Raw genomic sequence first — 16,504 nt, forward strand, 5'->3', positions numbered from 1 at the left:
ATTAAATGGAAATTTTCAAAAATAGATTTATAGCAGAGTCACTTGCAAAACCGGATGAAACTATTGAAAAGCATACAGAAAACTTATTAAAATGTTTAGAATTACTTATAAGTTTGAATTATGTAGATACTGAAGATAGTAAAATTTTAGAAAGAGCAATTATATACCATGACGTAGGTAAGGCAGATTTTTTATTTACTGAAAGGCTTAAAAATAATACTAAATTTGATAAGTTTAAAGAGGTTCCTCATAATATATTGTCATATTATATGATGTATATTGAATTAAATGATTTTTCTAATAGTTTTCTTAATGAGAATAGTTTGGCATCTTATGCAATTTTAAATCATCATCATTATATTGATAATTTTGAATATATAACTTGTGAAGACAACAGAAAGTTGATATTGGAGAGACTTTTAAATATTTATCCAGATTTAGATAAAAATCAAAAAGAAAAATTAGATAACAACTTAGAAATTATTGAAGATTTATATGAAGAAAATCAAATGGACTTTATAAAAATTTTAGGATTACTTAATAAATGTGATTATTCTGCAAGTGCTCATATTCCTGCTGAATTTTATCCTAATTTTTTGGAAAATGGATTGGATAATTTATTAAATACTTGGAAAAAAGAAGATGACAAAGCTAATTGGAATGAATTACAAAATTTTTGTAAGGAAAATAAAAAAGAAAATTTAATAGTAATTGCACAGACCGGAATGGGAAAGACCGAAGCGGGATTACATTGGATTGGTGATACCAAAGGCTTTTTTGTGTTGCCTTTAAAAACAGCTATAAATTCTATTTATAACAGGATTATAAATAATATTTGTAATGGTGAAGAAATCGAAGAAAAGGTCGCATTATTGCATAGCGATACTTTGAGTATGTATCTTGAGAATTTTGATGGTGAAGATAATGATAAAATTTTATCCTATTACGAAAATAGTAAAAAGTTTTCTATTCCTTTAAATATAACAACACCTGATCAGATTTTTGATTTTGTTTTTAGAAGTAAAGGATTTGAATTTAAAAATGCTATGATGAGTTATTCAAAAGTTGTTATAGATGAAATACAGGCATATAGTCCTGAGCTTCTTGCAACTCTTATTCGTGGGATACAGGATATAATTGAAATAGGTGGGAAAGTTTCCATATTTACAGCAACTTTTCCACCTTTCATAAAAGACTTGTTGCTTACGGAAAATTTAGATTATTTGAACGAACAGGAGCAAAAATATAAATTTATTACTAAAGAATTTACAAATGATATGAAAAGACATAATGTAAAAATATTAGAAGAAGAACTTAATTCGGAATATATCTATAATCATTATGTAAAAAACAATTCAAAAAACAAAAAATATTTAGTTGTTTGTAATACAATAAAAAAATCTCAAGAAGTTTTTGCAGAATTAAAACAAAAGGGATTAGAAAATGTAAATATTTTACACAGTAAATTTATAAAAAAAGAAAGAAATGAAAAAGAAAATAAGATAATAGAAGTTGGAAAAACTGAAAATATAGGAAATGAAATTTGGATTTCAACGCAAATAGTAGAGGCCAGTTTAGATATAGATTTTGATTTCTTATTTACCGAACTTTCAGATTTAAATGGTTTATTTCAAAGGCTTGGTAGAGTTAACAGGAAAGGGAAAAAAGAAGTTAATGATTACAACTGCTATGTTTTTACAGAAATAAATAAAAATTTAATAAAAGAAAACAAAGATTCAAAAAAAGGATTTATTTATAAAGAAATTTATGATTTAAGTAAAGAGGCAATTAAACAAAAAGGTGATGGAATTTTAACTGAAAAGGACAAACAGAATTTAATAAAAGAATTTTTTACTTTCGAAAAAATAAAGGAGTCTGCATTTTTGGAAGAATATAAGGACAGATATAATTATATTAATCTATCATTAAGAGATTTGGGAATAGAAACTGAAACTAAACAGACATTTAGAGATATTATATCATTTAATGTTTTTCCGGTAGATATTGAAAGAGGACTTTTAAATGAAAATGAGATAAATTCAATATTAAATGAACTTAAAGATATAAAGAGCAAGTTACTTTGTAGCAAATCCGAAGATGAAATAATAGAATTAAAGTTAAAATTTACCAAAAAGTTAGATGAACTCATGAAATATACTGTATCTGTCGGTTTATATGATACTAAATATTTAAAAGAGAAAATTGAAATATCAAAAAATATAAACTTATACAAAGTATATTGTAAATATGATGAAAAAGGATTTATCAGATTGACTTCTGAAGAAGGAAAGTTGTTAGACAGTACAGGATTTGAAAAAATAATTGATGTCGATAAAAAAGACTATGAATATGAATACGACAGTTTTATATAGGTGATTTTATGGATAGAGAAATTACGGGAATAATGATTTATTACAATTTTGTTTGCAAAAGGAAACTTTGGTACTTTTATAATGGGATTACAATGGAGCATACAAATGAAGATGTTTCGATAGGAAAATCCATTGATGAAGAGTTTTATAGTGGAGAAGAAAAGCATATTAATGTAAAAAATATTATAAATATAGATTATATAAAAGATGAAAATGTAATTCATGAAGTAAAGAAGAGTAAAGTAATGGAGGAAGCCTCTATTGAACAGATAAAATATTATCTTTGGATTTTACATAATGAAGGAGTTAAAGACATTACGGGAGTTTTGGACTATCCTCTTCTAAGAAAGAGTAAGAAAATTAAATTGGAATTGGAAGATTTTGAAAAGATTCCAAAAATTCTGGAAGAAATAAGAACTTTGGTTGAAAATGAAAAGCCCCCTGAATTTAAAAAGATAAAATTATGTAAAAATTGTGCATATTGCGATATATGTCTAATATAGGGAGGAGTTATGAAAAAAAGCTATTTTATATATTCTGAATCAGATTTAAAAAGAAAAGATAATACTTTACAGATTTGTACAAACAACGGAAATAAAAAAGATATCCCAATAGAAACTGTTTCCGATATTTATGTTATGACTGAAATGGGGTTCAATACGAGTTTGATAAATATACTTTCAAAATACGGAATATCTGTACATTTTTTTAACTATTATAATTTTTATACAGGAAGTTTTTATCCGAAAGAACAAAATATTTCAGGTAAATTGCTCGTAAAACAGGTAGAATACTTTTCTGATGAAGATAAAAGACTTATTTTAGCAAAAGAATTTGTTAGAGGAGCAACAGAGGGAATTTTAAGAAACTTAAGGTACTATAACGAAAGAGGAAAAAATGTAAAAGAATTTATTGGAATTATTTCAAATCTAAAAAGACATATTGATTTACAAACCAATATTTCTGAACTTATGGGGATAGAAGGAAATATTCATAAAGTTTACTATGATTCGTGGAATACAATTATTGATAAAGAAATAAACTTTGAAAAAAGAGTAAAGCGTCCGCCGGACAATTTAATAAATACTTTAATTTCATTTGTAAATACATTAATTTATACAACTGTACTTTCACAAATATACATAACTCAATTAAACCCTACTGTAAGTTATTTACATTCTCCAGGAGATAGAAGATTTTCACTTGCACTTGATATAGCAGAAATATTTAAACCTCTTATAGGGGATAGAATGATTTTTTCACTCTTAAATAAAAAACAAATTACAGAAAAGCACTTTATAGAAGGATTAAATTATCTTCAATTTACAAAACAAGGTTCTCAGATAGTTTTAAAAGAATATGAAGATAGATTAAATAAAACTATAAAGCATAAAACTTTAGGAAAAAGTGTAAGTTACAAATATTTAATTAGATTAGAGGCATATAAACTTGTAAAACATCTAATGAATGAAAAAGAATATGAAAGCTTTAAACTTTGGTGGTAGAAATGTATATAATATTAGTTTATGATATAGTGCTTGATGAAAAAGGTGCAAAAGTGTGGAGAGATACATTCAAAACTTGTAAAAAATATCTCTCTCATGTACAAAATTCGGTATTCGAAGGAGAATTAACCAAATCCCAACTATTTACCTTAAAAAAATCATTAGCCAAAATAATAAGAAAAGATAGAGATTCACTAATAATATTTAACAGTAGAGACGAAAAATGGCTCGAAAAAGAAATCCTAGGCATAGACAACGGAGCTACAGATAATTTTATTTAAAATGTCTATTATAGCTTTTAGTCGATATATATTTTAAAATTTTGTATTAGAGGAGGTTATTGTATGTGTGATTTCATTAAAGATATTAAAGAAAATTATTTAAAAATGGAAAAAGAATTGGTAACTCAGTTGAATTATAACGTTACTAATCAACAATTAACAGCTGGGACATATCGTGAAGAAATTTGGGCAGATTTTTTTAGGAGGATAGTACCTAAAAAATTTAATATTGAACGCTCAGTATTTATAATAGACTCAAATGAAAATATTTCAAAAGAAGTAGATATAGCAATATATGACGAACAATATACACCTTATATATTTAATTATGGGTTGATAAAATTTATACCAATTGAAGCAGTTGCAGCGGTTGTTCAATGTAAAAGTAGATCATTAGATAAGGACGACTTATTAAATTGGACAGACTCTATTAATAATTTACAAACTTCAAATGATTCAATAGTTAGATTAGCTACATATATTAATATTGGGAGAGAAAACAAAGATGCATCTATTCAGACAGCAACAAATCCTATTAAGATATTATGTCATATACCTACAGAGGAGACATCTAACGATGATACTTGTGGTAGGGATAGTTTCGACATTATTATTGAGGCATATCAAAAAAGTAAATCAAGTGAAGAACAAAATCAAAATAATTCTGAATATAATGGTAATTTAAAAATAAATTTTAGTGATGAAAATTTGTTAGAAGTATTAAAAAATTATAATCAGGCTGATAAGAAAGGATTGGAAGATGAAAAAGGAGATAAGAATAATAAATTTGAAACACTAAAAAATAGAAAAATAATAGATTATACTATATACAAAGGAAAAGAAAAATATACATTGCTTTCATTTATTTTTCAATTCAATCAAATGTTAATGATGATAAATAATCCTATGTTTTTTCCACATAAGGCTTATGTTGATATGTTTAATAAAGATATAAAGGAGAAATAGTTTATGCATACTATTATAGCAATAACTGTTGAAAAAGTTCAGAGATATATTTTTCAGGCGATTGATAAAACTCAAGCAGATGAAAAAACTCTTAAAAATATTATTTCTGCATCTAATAACGTTGCAACCAATATTTTGAAGGAAATTGAAACTAAATTTAATCTTAAAGATACAGAATACGGAGATGGTAATAAGATTCTTTGGATTTCAGGAAAAGTAGTTTTTTGTTGTGAATTATCAAAGGAAGATATTAAAATTAAGTTAAAAGACTTATATCAAAAGGTTTATGAAAATTATCAGGGAAATATTTTTTTGAATTATATAGTTTTTTCTGTTGATAAAATGGATAGACTAAATATTTTAAGAGAAGCGGAAAAGTTACTTAAAAGTAATAATACTAAATCACAAGTTATAAAAGATAATAGAGAAGTATTATTTAGGTTTACAGAATTAGAAATAAAAAATCAGAAAGAGTTAATTGAAACTAAAAATGATAAAGAAAATATATTTTTAACTAATATGGATGATTTAGTTGTAATGGACGAAAATCATGAAACAGACAGTAGTAATGGGAAGATTGCAATTGTAAAAGCAGATATTAATAATCTCGGAAAAATAATGGAGACAATTGATAATTATGATGAGTATTTACAATTAAGTAAGCTGTTATCAGAAAAAATTTCCTTAAATAATATTAGAAAAATGATTGAAGAATATAATGATAATAGTGATAAATTAATTAAAAAAATGGTTCCATTTTATGTTGCAGGAGATGATATCTTTTATGCAGTAAGGATTGATGCTTTATTTGATTCTATAATAATATTAAGTACTTTGATTAAAGAAATTAATGAAGAGTTAAAAATAAAGCAAAGCAATTCGAATAACATAGAATTATCAATAGCGATTGGAGTTGCTTTTGTTAATAACCATCAGCCGATAAGATATTATAGGCAAATAGTGGAAAATGAGTTATCTAAAGCAAAGAAAAGTATGAAAACTAAAAAATCATTTGACTCTATTGTCGGAATATGTATGGCAAACAATCTGTTTTTCATTTATAAAGAAGGTCTAGGATTCAAAGAAAATGATTCATTTTTCCGCTTTCGTAGTGAACTTGGAGAACTTAAAAAGATGATGGATGAAAAAATATTTTCAAGGACAGCATTGCATAATTTTCTAATAAATTTGGAAATAGAAGAAGATGAAGAAAAGAAAATGTTGTATGCTTTGTATTTCTTAATGCCAAATCTTAGAGTTGGAGAAATCAATAACATAGGAGAAAATAAGGAATTATATTTCAAATATTATTGGTTATCCCATTTGCTTGAAGATAAAAAAGGAGCTTTTGAAAGATATTTTGAATGTGGAAAAATTGCTAATATTCTAATTCCAAAGTTAAAATTAGTATTGTTATTTTTAAAAGATAATTATTGTTTAGAAACTTATACAAATCAATATATCATTTCATCTGAAGAAACTTCTAAAACTGATCAAAAGAGAAGAATACGTTCAGTTATGTTTCATAAACCGATAAACTTTTTATTAAGCAAGCTAAATGAAAATGATATAGAAAAACTGTTTATAAATAGAATCCCGAAAAATACAGAAAAAGGATTAAAACAACTATATGTATCAGTGCATTTTGAGCCAGCAATATTTTATAGAGCAAAAAGATTAATGGAACTGGGGAAAAAAGAACAAGTCCTAACAATGTTTATAAACTATAATAACAGTTTTAATCAAAAAGAAGCAGAACAAGAAAATAGCGTTCATACTATGAATTTTGACGAGGAAAAATTTAGAAAAAAATTTGAAGATAAAAAAGATATACGATGGTTGGATAAGCTTATTCTACTTTTTAAATACAATGAACAAAGAATTATCTTAAAAACGATAGAAAAAAATTCTAAGAAAAACCACAACAATAAACGGATTTAAAACATTTTATATAGAAAATAATATATAAACAAAAAATAGAGTATAATATTTTATAGAAAAAATACAGGAGGGTTAAATTATGTTTGAAATTAAAATAAAAATAACTACAGTTTCTTGTTGCTTAATTGGAAACCAAACGGAAAGTTTTTCCGTAGGAGGAGTTGACCAGTCAACAACTATAGATGAAAAAGGGAACCCAATTATTCATGGTTCAGCTTTTAAAGGAGCTTTACGTAATTTAATTAGAGAAAAATATCAAGATAAAATGGTAAATACTACTGGATATATGAAATCTGTTATTAAAGAAACTTTAGAGAAATATGAGAATGAAGATATAAATAAGACTGAAAAAATTAATAAAATAATATCAAATTTAAAGTATAAAAACGAAAATTTCAAATCAGAATATATTTTTGGAATTGAAGGAGTTAATGGTATGCCTAGATTATTTTGCTCTGATTTTAGGGTATCAAAACGTAAGAATAGAAAAGAAGATTATTTTTTAATAGATACAAAAAATAGTTTGGAAGAAAAAGACGGAAATATATTTAGTAATCCAAGAACCTATAAAGTTATAAAACCCGGTGTTGAGTTTGAAGGAATTATTAGATTCTATAATCCATTTTCTATGGAAACAGAAGATTCTTCAAAAGAAGGATTAATAAAAGGTGAGCTTGAAAAAGTATTGAAAGAATTTAATTGTGGATTGTATAGAATTGGCAACTCAAAGTCAAGAGGATATGGACAAATAAAAGTAGAAATAATTGATTAGAATAAAAAAGGGTGAATGAAATGATAACATATGAAGTTAAATTGAAAAAAATAGGAGAAATGACAACTATACCTGATTCTCAAAGACTTTTTGGTTTTTTAATTAACAGTTCTAAGAAATGTTGCACTGAAGATGAGATTAGCATATTTGTAAAAGGGGTTAAGGAAAAGAAAGAAAAATGTATGATTTCAAATTTAATGCCTACTGGGTATTATCCTACACCTAAAGCGTTTATTCTTCAAAACTTAGAATTTAAGTTAGCTGAAAATCAGGAAAAAATTAAAGAATATGAAAAAGAACAAAATGAATTAAATATTGAAAGCAAATCGATAGTTAAAGAATTAATAAGCAAAAATAATATAAAAAAAAATGAGAGTATCGAATTAAATAAAGAAGAGAAGAAAAAATTAAATGATGAAATAAATAATTTAAAATTAGAATTAGATAAAATAAAAAATAAATATAATAGTTTATCTGAAAATATAAATAATTTATCTGCTAAAAATATCTATGAATCTATTAAAAATATGGATTTTATTGAGAGATGTCAATTGAATGATTTTTTGATACTTTCAGAAAGTAAAGAAATAATTAATGTAAAAAAGATGAAAAATTTTAATTATATAAAGAAAAATCAAACTTTCATTCAAAAATTTCGTTTAGAAAATCAAATTAAAGAACTTCCAGGATTACCAAATGTTGCATATTCTTTACCTATTCTTTCTTTTGTAGATAAAGAAGATAATTTTGTAAAAGAATTTAGTTTCTTTGTTAAGGTAATGGAAGGAACTTGTATTTCAAATATTTTGAAATATATGAAAAATAGTATTTCTGAACAGAAGACAATAGGTGATAAATCTGAAATTCCATGTTTTTTAGGAGGGAAAGGAAGCTCGGGTTATAATGAGTACAGTATTCATAATATTGAAATTATAAGCGAAGAAGATGAGGAGATATCATCTACAAATGCAAATTATCTTAATATTGGAGTTTTATTACCAAATTTTGATAATATTGATGAGAATAATTCAGTTTTAGATATATATACATCTGACAGAAAGCCTTTTGAAATAGAAAATGAAATATCTAAAGTAATTAGTTTTGTAACTGCAGGGAGTGTTATCAAAGTAAAAGAAGATAAAACAGAATTATATAAAGTTGGGAAAAGTATAGATAATAGTAAATATAATCCTTTATATAAGAAAAATGCAATTATTTTTGGTAACTCTTATCTTATTAAATTGGAGGTGTAAATAGTGAAACTTAAAATTACAACTATTTCATCCTTGATTTTATCTCCTAGAATGGAAAAAGCATTGTACAAGGGTGTTGACTATAAAAATATTAATGAAAATATAAAAAATTCAAACATAGTAAATATTAATAATATAAATATTATTTACCCTTTTTATAGTTATGAAGAGAGAAATTTATTACCTGAGAATGAATTTTTATATGCACAAGAGTATTATATTCCAGCATCTTCTTTAAAAGGAGCATTGTTATCTGGTACAAAAAACGAAGATGATAATAGCTTTAGAACTAAAATTTTATTTCAAGATATTAAGATAAGTAAGGAAGATATAGAATTAAAAAATTTATATAAATTTCAATACTTATATCAAAATGACAAGAAGAAAAATAAAGGGAAAAATCAAAAGACTGTTTATAAAGCTCCAAAATTTGAAACCTTTTTTCCTAGTTTAGCTATAGAGATGATTGGAAGTGGAAAAAATTTGAAACTGAAGTCTTATTTAGATGTGATGTATCTGCAGAATTCAAAAACAAATTAGAAGATAGTTTTGAAAGTACTAAAAATAAATTAAATAATTATATGGAAGAAATAGAAAGAAGGATAACAAATATTGAGTCTTGGATAAAGAATAGAAAATTAGAAAATCAGGTAGAAAAAAGTAAAGATAATGAAAATTATTTAGAAAAATTGAAAAAGATTAAAGATAATATTCAAAAACTACTACAACAAATACAAAATAATAAAAATATAGTGTTTTTAGGTGGTTATAAGGGAATTTTAGGTAGTCTATCTGAGCTTAATCAAAATCTTAATTTGCAAAATGGATTTTATATTGATGAAAAAACAATGCTACCATACGGATTGATTGAATTAAGTATAATTGAATAACTTGAATTTCAATATATTAAACTAAAGATAGTAAAATTATTAAAAAAGATGATTTGTCAACCTTCAGTATGTGAAATTTACTGGAGGTTCGACAGATTAAAAAAATGTTAAATTTTCAAGTAATTCTGTTTCAGTTAAAAAATTTAGTGGAAAATTTCAAAAAAATTTTGTAGGTAGACAGAATTGACTTATTAATAGTAGTATTTTCAATATGTATAGAACTACCTGTTTAAATAGAAACATACTGTAATGTAAATTCAGACCTATTACTAATACTTATATAGTGGTCTATATCGTTTAAATAGAAACATACTGTAATGTAAATTATAAAAAATTTAGAAGAAATTAGAGGAATTATTGTTTAAATAGAAACATACTGTAATGTAAATTCGATTTTGAATATAATTTATTTCTTCCAAATTTTCGTTTAAATAGAAACATACTGTAATGTAAATTTTTTAAGATACTTATTAAACCATCCCAAGTTTGTTTAGTTTAAATAGAAACATACTGTAATGTAAATCTTAAAAAGTCTGTTTTGTCCTATATCAATGCCGTTGTTTAAATAGAAACATACTGTAATGTAAATAATTGGGAGTTTTTTTGCTTTTTTGCTTAAGTTGATATTCGTTTAAATAGAAACATACTGTAATGTAAATTTGAATTTTATTTGTAAATCATCTTTACATTAATGATTGTTTAAATAGAAACATACTGTAATGTAAATTATTTTTCTCTTATTCTACCTCTCAATTTTGCATAAGTTTAAATAGAAACATACTGTAATGTAAATACAACTGACGGGGTCAAAGATAGCGATAGAGTGCTTGAAGTTTAAATAGAAACATACTGTAATGTAAATAAGCAATTTACAAATTCAAATAAAGTCTATAAAAGAGTTTAAATAGAAACATACTGTAATGTAAATGAATTTTGTTCTTCTTCAACTTCAAACTTATTGCCGTTAGTTTAAATAGAAACATACTGTAATGTAAATTAGATTTTGAATATAATTTATTTCTTCTAAATTTTCAGTTTAAATAGAAACATACTGTAATGTAAATATTGTAAAAGAGTTACTTGCTATAGAGCTGTTATAGGTTTAAATAGAAACATACTGTAATGTAAATCAATACAGTGCTGTGGGATAAATCTCATAAATTATAGTTTAAATAGAAACATACTGTAATGTAAATATTAGATAAATCTTGTTGTAACTTTTTATCGTTGTTAGGTTTAAATAGAAACATACTGTAATGTAAATATTTTCAATCTTTATCAGTCGATTTTGCTTTGTTGAGTTTAAATAGAAACATACTGTAATGTAAATATTATAGCAAACATAATTATAACAAATGCAATAAGTTTAAATAGAAACATACTGTAATGTAAATAACAATCAAAAAATACTTAATATAAGAAATATTAAGTTTAAATAGAAACATACTGTAATGTAAATTTTATAATGTATAATGATAAAATACCTACTTTTTGTTTAAATAGAAACATACTGTAATGTAAATTTAAAATTTTTAACAGCTAATGAAATAGATAAATATGTTTAAATAGAAACATACTGTAATGTAAATCTTTATCTTCTGAAAATGCTCTCAGATTTCTTAGTTTAAATAGAAACATACTGTAATGTAAATGTTTAACAGAATCAAATGTTTTATCAAGTCTATCGTTTAAATAGAAACATACTGTAATGTAAATAATGGTTGTGTATGATCTTCTTTCTTTTCTCCCCAGTTTAAATAGAAACATACTGTAATGTAAATGAATTTAATGAAATTAATCATTGGTTGCATTACTATACTAAGTTTAAATAGAAATATACTGTAATGTAAATATAAAAACGGCGTAAATAACCTTTTATATACAAAGGTTTAAATAGAAACATACTGGGCTTGAGATATAATAGGGATACAGAGGAAAAAGCTTGATAAATAGGAGCTTTCAGCACTGTATCCCTATTTTTAAAATCAAACAAAATATCGAAAAGGAGGCTTTTATGATATGTAGAAAAATATTTCAAGCCATTGTGTCAGTTATTCCATTAGCAAAGGCGGTGGTGAATCAATGAGATGGATAATAAAAATAATCTTGTTCCCAATCAGCCTGCTGTTAAGCATTTTGACCGCATTTCTAACATTCTTGCTTAGTATAGGAACAGCGATATTGTATTTGCTAATGCTGATGTGTGTATTTGTTGCCATAGGCTCGTTCTTTATGCTACACAACACAAGAGCAGCAATAGAAGCACTTATCATTGGATTTTTGTTAAGTCCTTACGGAATACCGATGATAGGAGCTGTAATTATAGCTTTTATACAAGGAATCAATGAAGCCATAAAATCGATATAAAAAATTTCATAAAAATGGTTACCAAGGGCGATAGATAAAAACTATCGTCTTTTTTAGTGGAAAAATATCATGGAAAGGAGAGCTTTTAGATGAGTATGTATTTATTTGATGAACAACCTATCGTTGCAAATAAGACATTGGCAAGGGAGATAGGTTTAAATGAAGCTCTTATCTTACAGCAAATAAACTATTGGATAGAAATAAATAAGAAATCCGGCAATAACTTCTATGACGGAAGATATTGGACATATAACTCAATAAGAGCATGGCAGGAAAAAGATTTTGACTATATGAGTTTCGATACTGTAAAAAGAACCTTTGCGAAGTTGGAAAAGGCAGGTTTTCTACTCGTAGGAAACTACAATAAAGATCCAAGAGATAAGACAAAATGGTACACCATAAATACCGAAAAGCTGGAGGAACTTTATGCTGAAATTGAGAACAAAAAGAAAAAAGAAGAATTACAAGCCTTAGAAAAAGCTATGCCCAATGCATTAGGGCAAAATGCACCAATGGAAAAGTGCAAAATCCACCAATGCACAAGTGCAGATTGCACCAATGCAACAGAGCAAAATCCACCATTGCAAAATGGCAATATGCCCCAACCATTACCAGAGATTACTACAAATAATTCATCAAAGATTACTATAGATATTTCATCATATAATTCCACCCATCATTCCGTCATAGATGCCGAGTATTCAGAACCAAGAAAAAGGATGGACGGAGAGGCGGAAATAGAAAACAAAAATATATATCAGAACTGCTTAGATGAGTTAAGAACACAGACAGGCTATTATGAACATCTTGAGTTGGGCAATAAATTTATAGTTAAAGACTTTGATGAGATATTAAAGATACTGGCAGATATTATGATACTTGATGATAGAGAGTTTGTTACAATCAATCAAACGAAGCTTCCTGCACATATAGTAAAAGAAAGATTTAGAAAACTTAAATCAGAGCATTTGGAGTATTTGTCAGATGTTATTAAGGAAAATGAATACAAGATTAGGAATATCAGAGCATTTGTCCTAACAGCAGCATATAATGCACCAAGTGGGATAGATGCACATTACTCTGCCCTTGTAAGCTATGATATGAGAGGAGGATATTGAATGTGATTAACGAAGAAATTGCAAGAAAGACACTAAGCCTTGAGATTAAGGCTGCCAAAGTAACAGGAAAACTTCTTTTAAATCTGTTGAAAAAACTGATAAAAGAAGCAGAGAAACTGGGAGGACTTGAAAAACTCGTTAAAGTAAACGGAAATGAAGTCAAGCTCAAAGATATGGCGAAAAAAGGACAGCTTGAAGAAATACCGGTAGAAGAAGCGGAGCTTAAGGAACTGAAAAAAGAGCTTAACAAATATGGTGTTAAGTTTTCAGTGATGAAAGATAAGGAAACAGGCAAATACTCTGTATTTTTCCAAGCCAAAGATATGAAAATGATGGAGAAAGCCTTTAAAAATGCTCTTGCAACATCAGAAAGAAAGGCTGAGAGGAAAGAGTCCATTCACAAAAATATTGAGAAGTTTAAGGAGATGGCAAAAAATACTGTTTCTAAGGACAAAGTTAAGAATAAGCAAAAGGAGCAGAGCCTATGAGCAGCTTGATAACATTTGAAAATATGGAATTTGGGAAACTCACTGTAATGGAAAAAGACGGTGAGTTTTTCTTTATCGGAAAAGAAGTTGCAGAGAAGTTGGGATATGCAAGAGGAAGAAAAGCGGTATTAGATCATGTAGATGCAGAGGACAGAGATGAAGTCCCGTTTCAGGACGCCATCGGAAGAATGCAAAAAACATCAATCATCAATGAGTCCGGCTTATATTCTCTGATCCTATCTTCTAAATTACCACAAGCAAAAGAATTTAAGAGATGGGTAACCACAGAGGTATTGCCGAGTATTCGTAAGAATGGCAGATATATCAAAAATCAAGAAAATATGAGCAATAAAGAAATATTGGCAAATGCGGTACTCCTTGCCAACAACCTGATTGCTGAAAAAGAAAAAATCATAGAGGATTTAGAGCCGAAAGCTAAGTATTTTGATGAACTGGTGAATAACCATCTGCTTACTAATTTCAGAAATACAGCAAAAGAGCTTCATATTCCACAAAAGGTATTTATTCAATTCCTCATAGAGAAGGAACTTATTTATCGGGATAAGAAAAATAGACTTCTACCCTATGCTAAGAACAATAAGGGATATTTTGAAGTAAAGGAATGGTGTAGAAACGATAATGATGCAGTGGGCATTCAAACCTTTGTAACACCTAAAGGAAGACACTTTCTTTTACTCTTGATTGGAGGTGAAAAGACTCGTGATAGATAAAATATTAAAAGACATTAAAGACGTATTTAAGGTGCAGGATAAGGTAAAGTTTCTAAAGCAGAATATTCCATATCTTGCATTTTTCTATTTAGGAAACATCTTTTCAAATCATGTAAGAAGCTATGTTGGAGGAGATGTGATAGACAGGATATTTCAAGGAATACTTGAGCTTAATACGATGAGTTTTATCCCAAGCATACATCTTATTGATATACTGGTAGGAGTTGGAGTAGCAGCCTTAATTAAATTTATTGTCTATACCAAAGGTAAAAACGCCAAGAAGTTTAGACAAGGAAAAGAGTACGGCTCTGCAAGATGGGGAAATAAAAAAGACATCGAGCCATATATGGACGAGAAGTTTCAAAACAACATCTTGCTAACACAAACAGAACGACTGACAATGAATGGCAGACCTGCTAATCCAAAGTATGCAAGAAATAAAAATGTACTTGTCATAGGAGGTAGTGGAAGTGGTAAGACGAGGTTTTATGTCAAACCGAACCTTATGCAAATGCACTCGTCATATTGCGTAACCGATCCGAAAGGAACGATAGTCCTTGAGTGTGGCAAAATGCTTGAAGATAACGGATATGAGATAAAAATTTTAAATACCATCAACTTCAAAAAGAGCATGAAATACAATCCATTTGCCTATATTCGTTCTGAGAAAGATATATTAAAACTTGTTCAGACTATCATTGCAAATACCAAAGGTGAGGGAGAAAAGGCAGGTGAGGATTTTTGGGTAAAAACCGAGAAACTCTACTATACAGCCCTTATAGGATATATCTTCTATGAAGCACCAAGAGAAGAAAAGAACTTTGCAACTCTCCTTGATATGATAGACGCTTCGGAAGTAAGGGAAGATGATGAAACCTATATGAATCCCATTGACAGACTCTTTGAAGCACTTGAGAAGAAAGAGCCTACACATTTTGCAGTCAAGCAATATAAGAAGTACAAATTGGCAGCCGGAAAAACAGCGAAATCTATTTTAATTTCTTGCGGTGCAAGGCTTGCTCCATTTGACATTCAGGAACTTAGGGACTTGATGCAAGAAGATGAATTGGAACTGGATACTCTTGGTGATAGAAAGACTGCCCTCTTTGTTATTATCTCCGATACCGATGATACTTTTAACTTTGTAGTGTCCATTATGTACTCGCAATTATTTAATCTGCTCTGTGATAAGGCGGATGATGTTTACGGCGGAAGATTACCTGTTCATGTAAGGTGTCTTTTGGATGAGTTTGCAAATATCGGCTTAATTCCAAAGTTTGAAAAGCTCATTGCAACCATTCGTTCCAGAGAAATATCCGCAAGTATCATTTTACAGGCACAATCTCAGTTAAAGGCAATCTACAAGGATAACGCCGACACGATTGTAGGTAACTGTGATAGTACCCTATTCTTAGGTGGCAAAGAGAAAACAACACTTAAAGAGCTATCTGAAACACTTGGTAAAGAAACCATAGACCTATATAACACTTCTGAAACAAGGAGCAATCAAAAGAGTTTTGGACTGAATTACCAAAAGACCGGTAAGGAACTGATGAGCCAAGATGAAATAACAGTAATGGACGGCAGTAAATGTATCTTTCAACTTCGTGGTGTTCGCCCTTTCCTATCGGATAAATTTGATATTACAAAGCACAAGAACTATAAGCTACTTGAGGATTATGATAAAAAGAACCTGTTTGATATAGAAAGCTATATGAAAAGAAGGGGCAAGGCTAAACTAAATAAGAATACGGTTATTATGAAGTTATAGCTGTTAGATATTATTTGCATTTGGTATAATAATCAAAGAGAAATACACA

General features: G+C 27.5%; 15 protein-coding genes and 1 CRISPR repeat array. All 15 genes read left to right on the forward strand.

Annotation, left to right across the window (positions count from 1 at the left end; translation table 11 throughout):
- Window positions 1-5: 5 nt before the first annotated feature.
- Window positions 6-2,372: a CRISPR-associated helicase Cas3' gene (gene cas3 / locus VJI93_RS00115; RefSeq protein ID WP_323998446.1), complete on the forward strand. Its 2,367-nt coding sequence runs from the start codon at window positions 6-8 to the stop codon at window positions 2,370-2,372.
- A gap of 8 nt (window positions 2,373-2,380) precedes the next feature.
- Window positions 2,381-2,875, forward strand: coding sequence for a CRISPR-associated protein Cas4 (gene cas4 / locus VJI93_RS00120; protein ID WP_323998447.1), 495 nt, complete (start codon window positions 2,381-2,383; stop codon window positions 2,873-2,875).
- Between the two features lie 9 nt (window positions 2,876-2,884).
- Window positions 2,885-3,877, forward strand: a complete 993-nt coding sequence (cas1b, locus tag VJI93_RS00125; protein WP_323998449.1) for a type I-B CRISPR-associated endonuclease Cas1b — start codon at window positions 2,885-2,887, stop codon at window positions 3,875-3,877.
- A gap of 2 nt (window positions 3,878-3,879) precedes the next feature.
- The gene (cas2, locus tag VJI93_RS00130; protein WP_009448575.1) at window positions 3,880-4,158 is read left to right on the forward strand and encodes a CRISPR-associated endonuclease Cas2; all 279 of its coding nucleotides are present in this window, start codon (window positions 3,880-3,882) and stop codon (window positions 4,156-4,158) included.
- Between the two features lie 63 nt (window positions 4,159-4,221).
- A complete protein-coding gene (locus tag VJI93_RS00135; RefSeq protein WP_323998452.1) occupies window positions 4,222-5,124 on the forward strand; it encodes a DUF6602 domain-containing protein in 903 nt (300 codons plus the stop codon).
- A gap of 3 nt (window positions 5,125-5,127) precedes the next feature.
- Window positions 5,128-7,065 (forward strand): Cas10/Cmr2 second palm domain-containing protein, encoded by a 1,938-nt coding sequence (locus VJI93_RS00140; RefSeq protein ID WP_323998453.1) that lies wholly within the window; start codon window positions 5,128-5,130, stop codon window positions 7,063-7,065.
- Window positions 7,066-7,144: 79 nt separating this feature from the next.
- A complete protein-coding gene (locus tag VJI93_RS00145; protein WP_323998454.1) occupies window positions 7,145-7,837 on the forward strand; it encodes an RAMP superfamily CRISPR-associated protein in 693 nt (230 codons plus the stop codon).
- Between the two features lie 20 nt (window positions 7,838-7,857).
- Window positions 7,858-9,090: a coiled-coil domain-containing protein gene (locus tag VJI93_RS00150; protein WP_323998455.1), complete on the forward strand. Its 1,233-nt coding sequence runs from the start codon at window positions 7,858-7,860 to the stop codon at window positions 9,088-9,090.
- Window positions 9,091-9,093: 3 nt separating this feature from the next.
- Window positions 9,094-9,630 (forward strand): hypothetical protein, encoded by a 537-nt coding sequence (locus VJI93_RS00155; protein ID WP_323998456.1) that lies wholly within the window; start codon window positions 9,094-9,096, stop codon window positions 9,628-9,630.
- Window positions 9,631-9,671: 41 nt separating this feature from the next.
- On the forward strand, window positions 9,672-9,980 hold the full coding sequence (locus VJI93_RS00160; protein WP_323998457.1) for a hypothetical protein: 309 nt from the start codon (window positions 9,672-9,674) through the stop codon (window positions 9,978-9,980).
- A 227-nt stretch (window positions 9,981-10,207) separates the two neighbouring features.
- A CRISPR array of direct repeats spans window positions 10,208-11,897; the repeat unit is 30 nt; unit sequence GTTTAAATAGAAACATACTGTAATGTAAAT.
- Window positions 11,898-12,062: 165 nt separating this feature from the next.
- Window positions 12,063-12,347: a CD1845 family protein gene (locus VJI93_RS00165; protein ID WP_009526176.1), complete on the forward strand. Its 285-nt coding sequence runs from the start codon at window positions 12,063-12,065 to the stop codon at window positions 12,345-12,347.
- Window positions 12,348-12,436: 89 nt separating this feature from the next.
- Window positions 12,437-13,465 (forward strand): DUF6017 domain-containing protein, encoded by a 1,029-nt coding sequence (locus tag VJI93_RS00170; RefSeq protein ID WP_323998458.1) that lies wholly within the window; start codon window positions 12,437-12,439, stop codon window positions 13,463-13,465.
- A 2-nt stretch (window positions 13,466-13,467) separates the two neighbouring features.
- On the forward strand, window positions 13,468-13,953 hold the full coding sequence (locus VJI93_RS00175) for a PcfB family protein (protein ID WP_269755493.1): 486 nt from the start codon (window positions 13,468-13,470) through the stop codon (window positions 13,951-13,953).
- The gene (locus VJI93_RS00180; protein WP_323998459.1) at window positions 13,950-14,684 is read left to right on the forward strand and encodes a phage antirepressor KilAC domain-containing protein; all 735 of its coding nucleotides are present in this window, start codon (window positions 13,950-13,952) and stop codon (window positions 14,682-14,684) included. The genes VJI93_RS00175 and VJI93_RS00180 overlap by 4 nt, the downstream gene beginning before the upstream one ends.
- Window positions 14,674-16,455, forward strand: a complete 1,782-nt coding sequence (locus tag VJI93_RS00185; protein WP_323998460.1) for a VirD4-like conjugal transfer protein, CD1115 family — start codon at window positions 14,674-14,676, stop codon at window positions 16,453-16,455. Before VJI93_RS00180 ends, VJI93_RS00185 begins: the two co-directional genes overlap by 11 nt.
- Window positions 16,456-16,504: the final 49 nt, after the last annotated feature.

It is taken from the genome of Parvimonas sp. M20 (assembly GCF_035282425.1).
Lineage (GTDB): Bacteria > Bacillota > Clostridia > Tissierellales > Peptoniphilaceae > Parvimonas.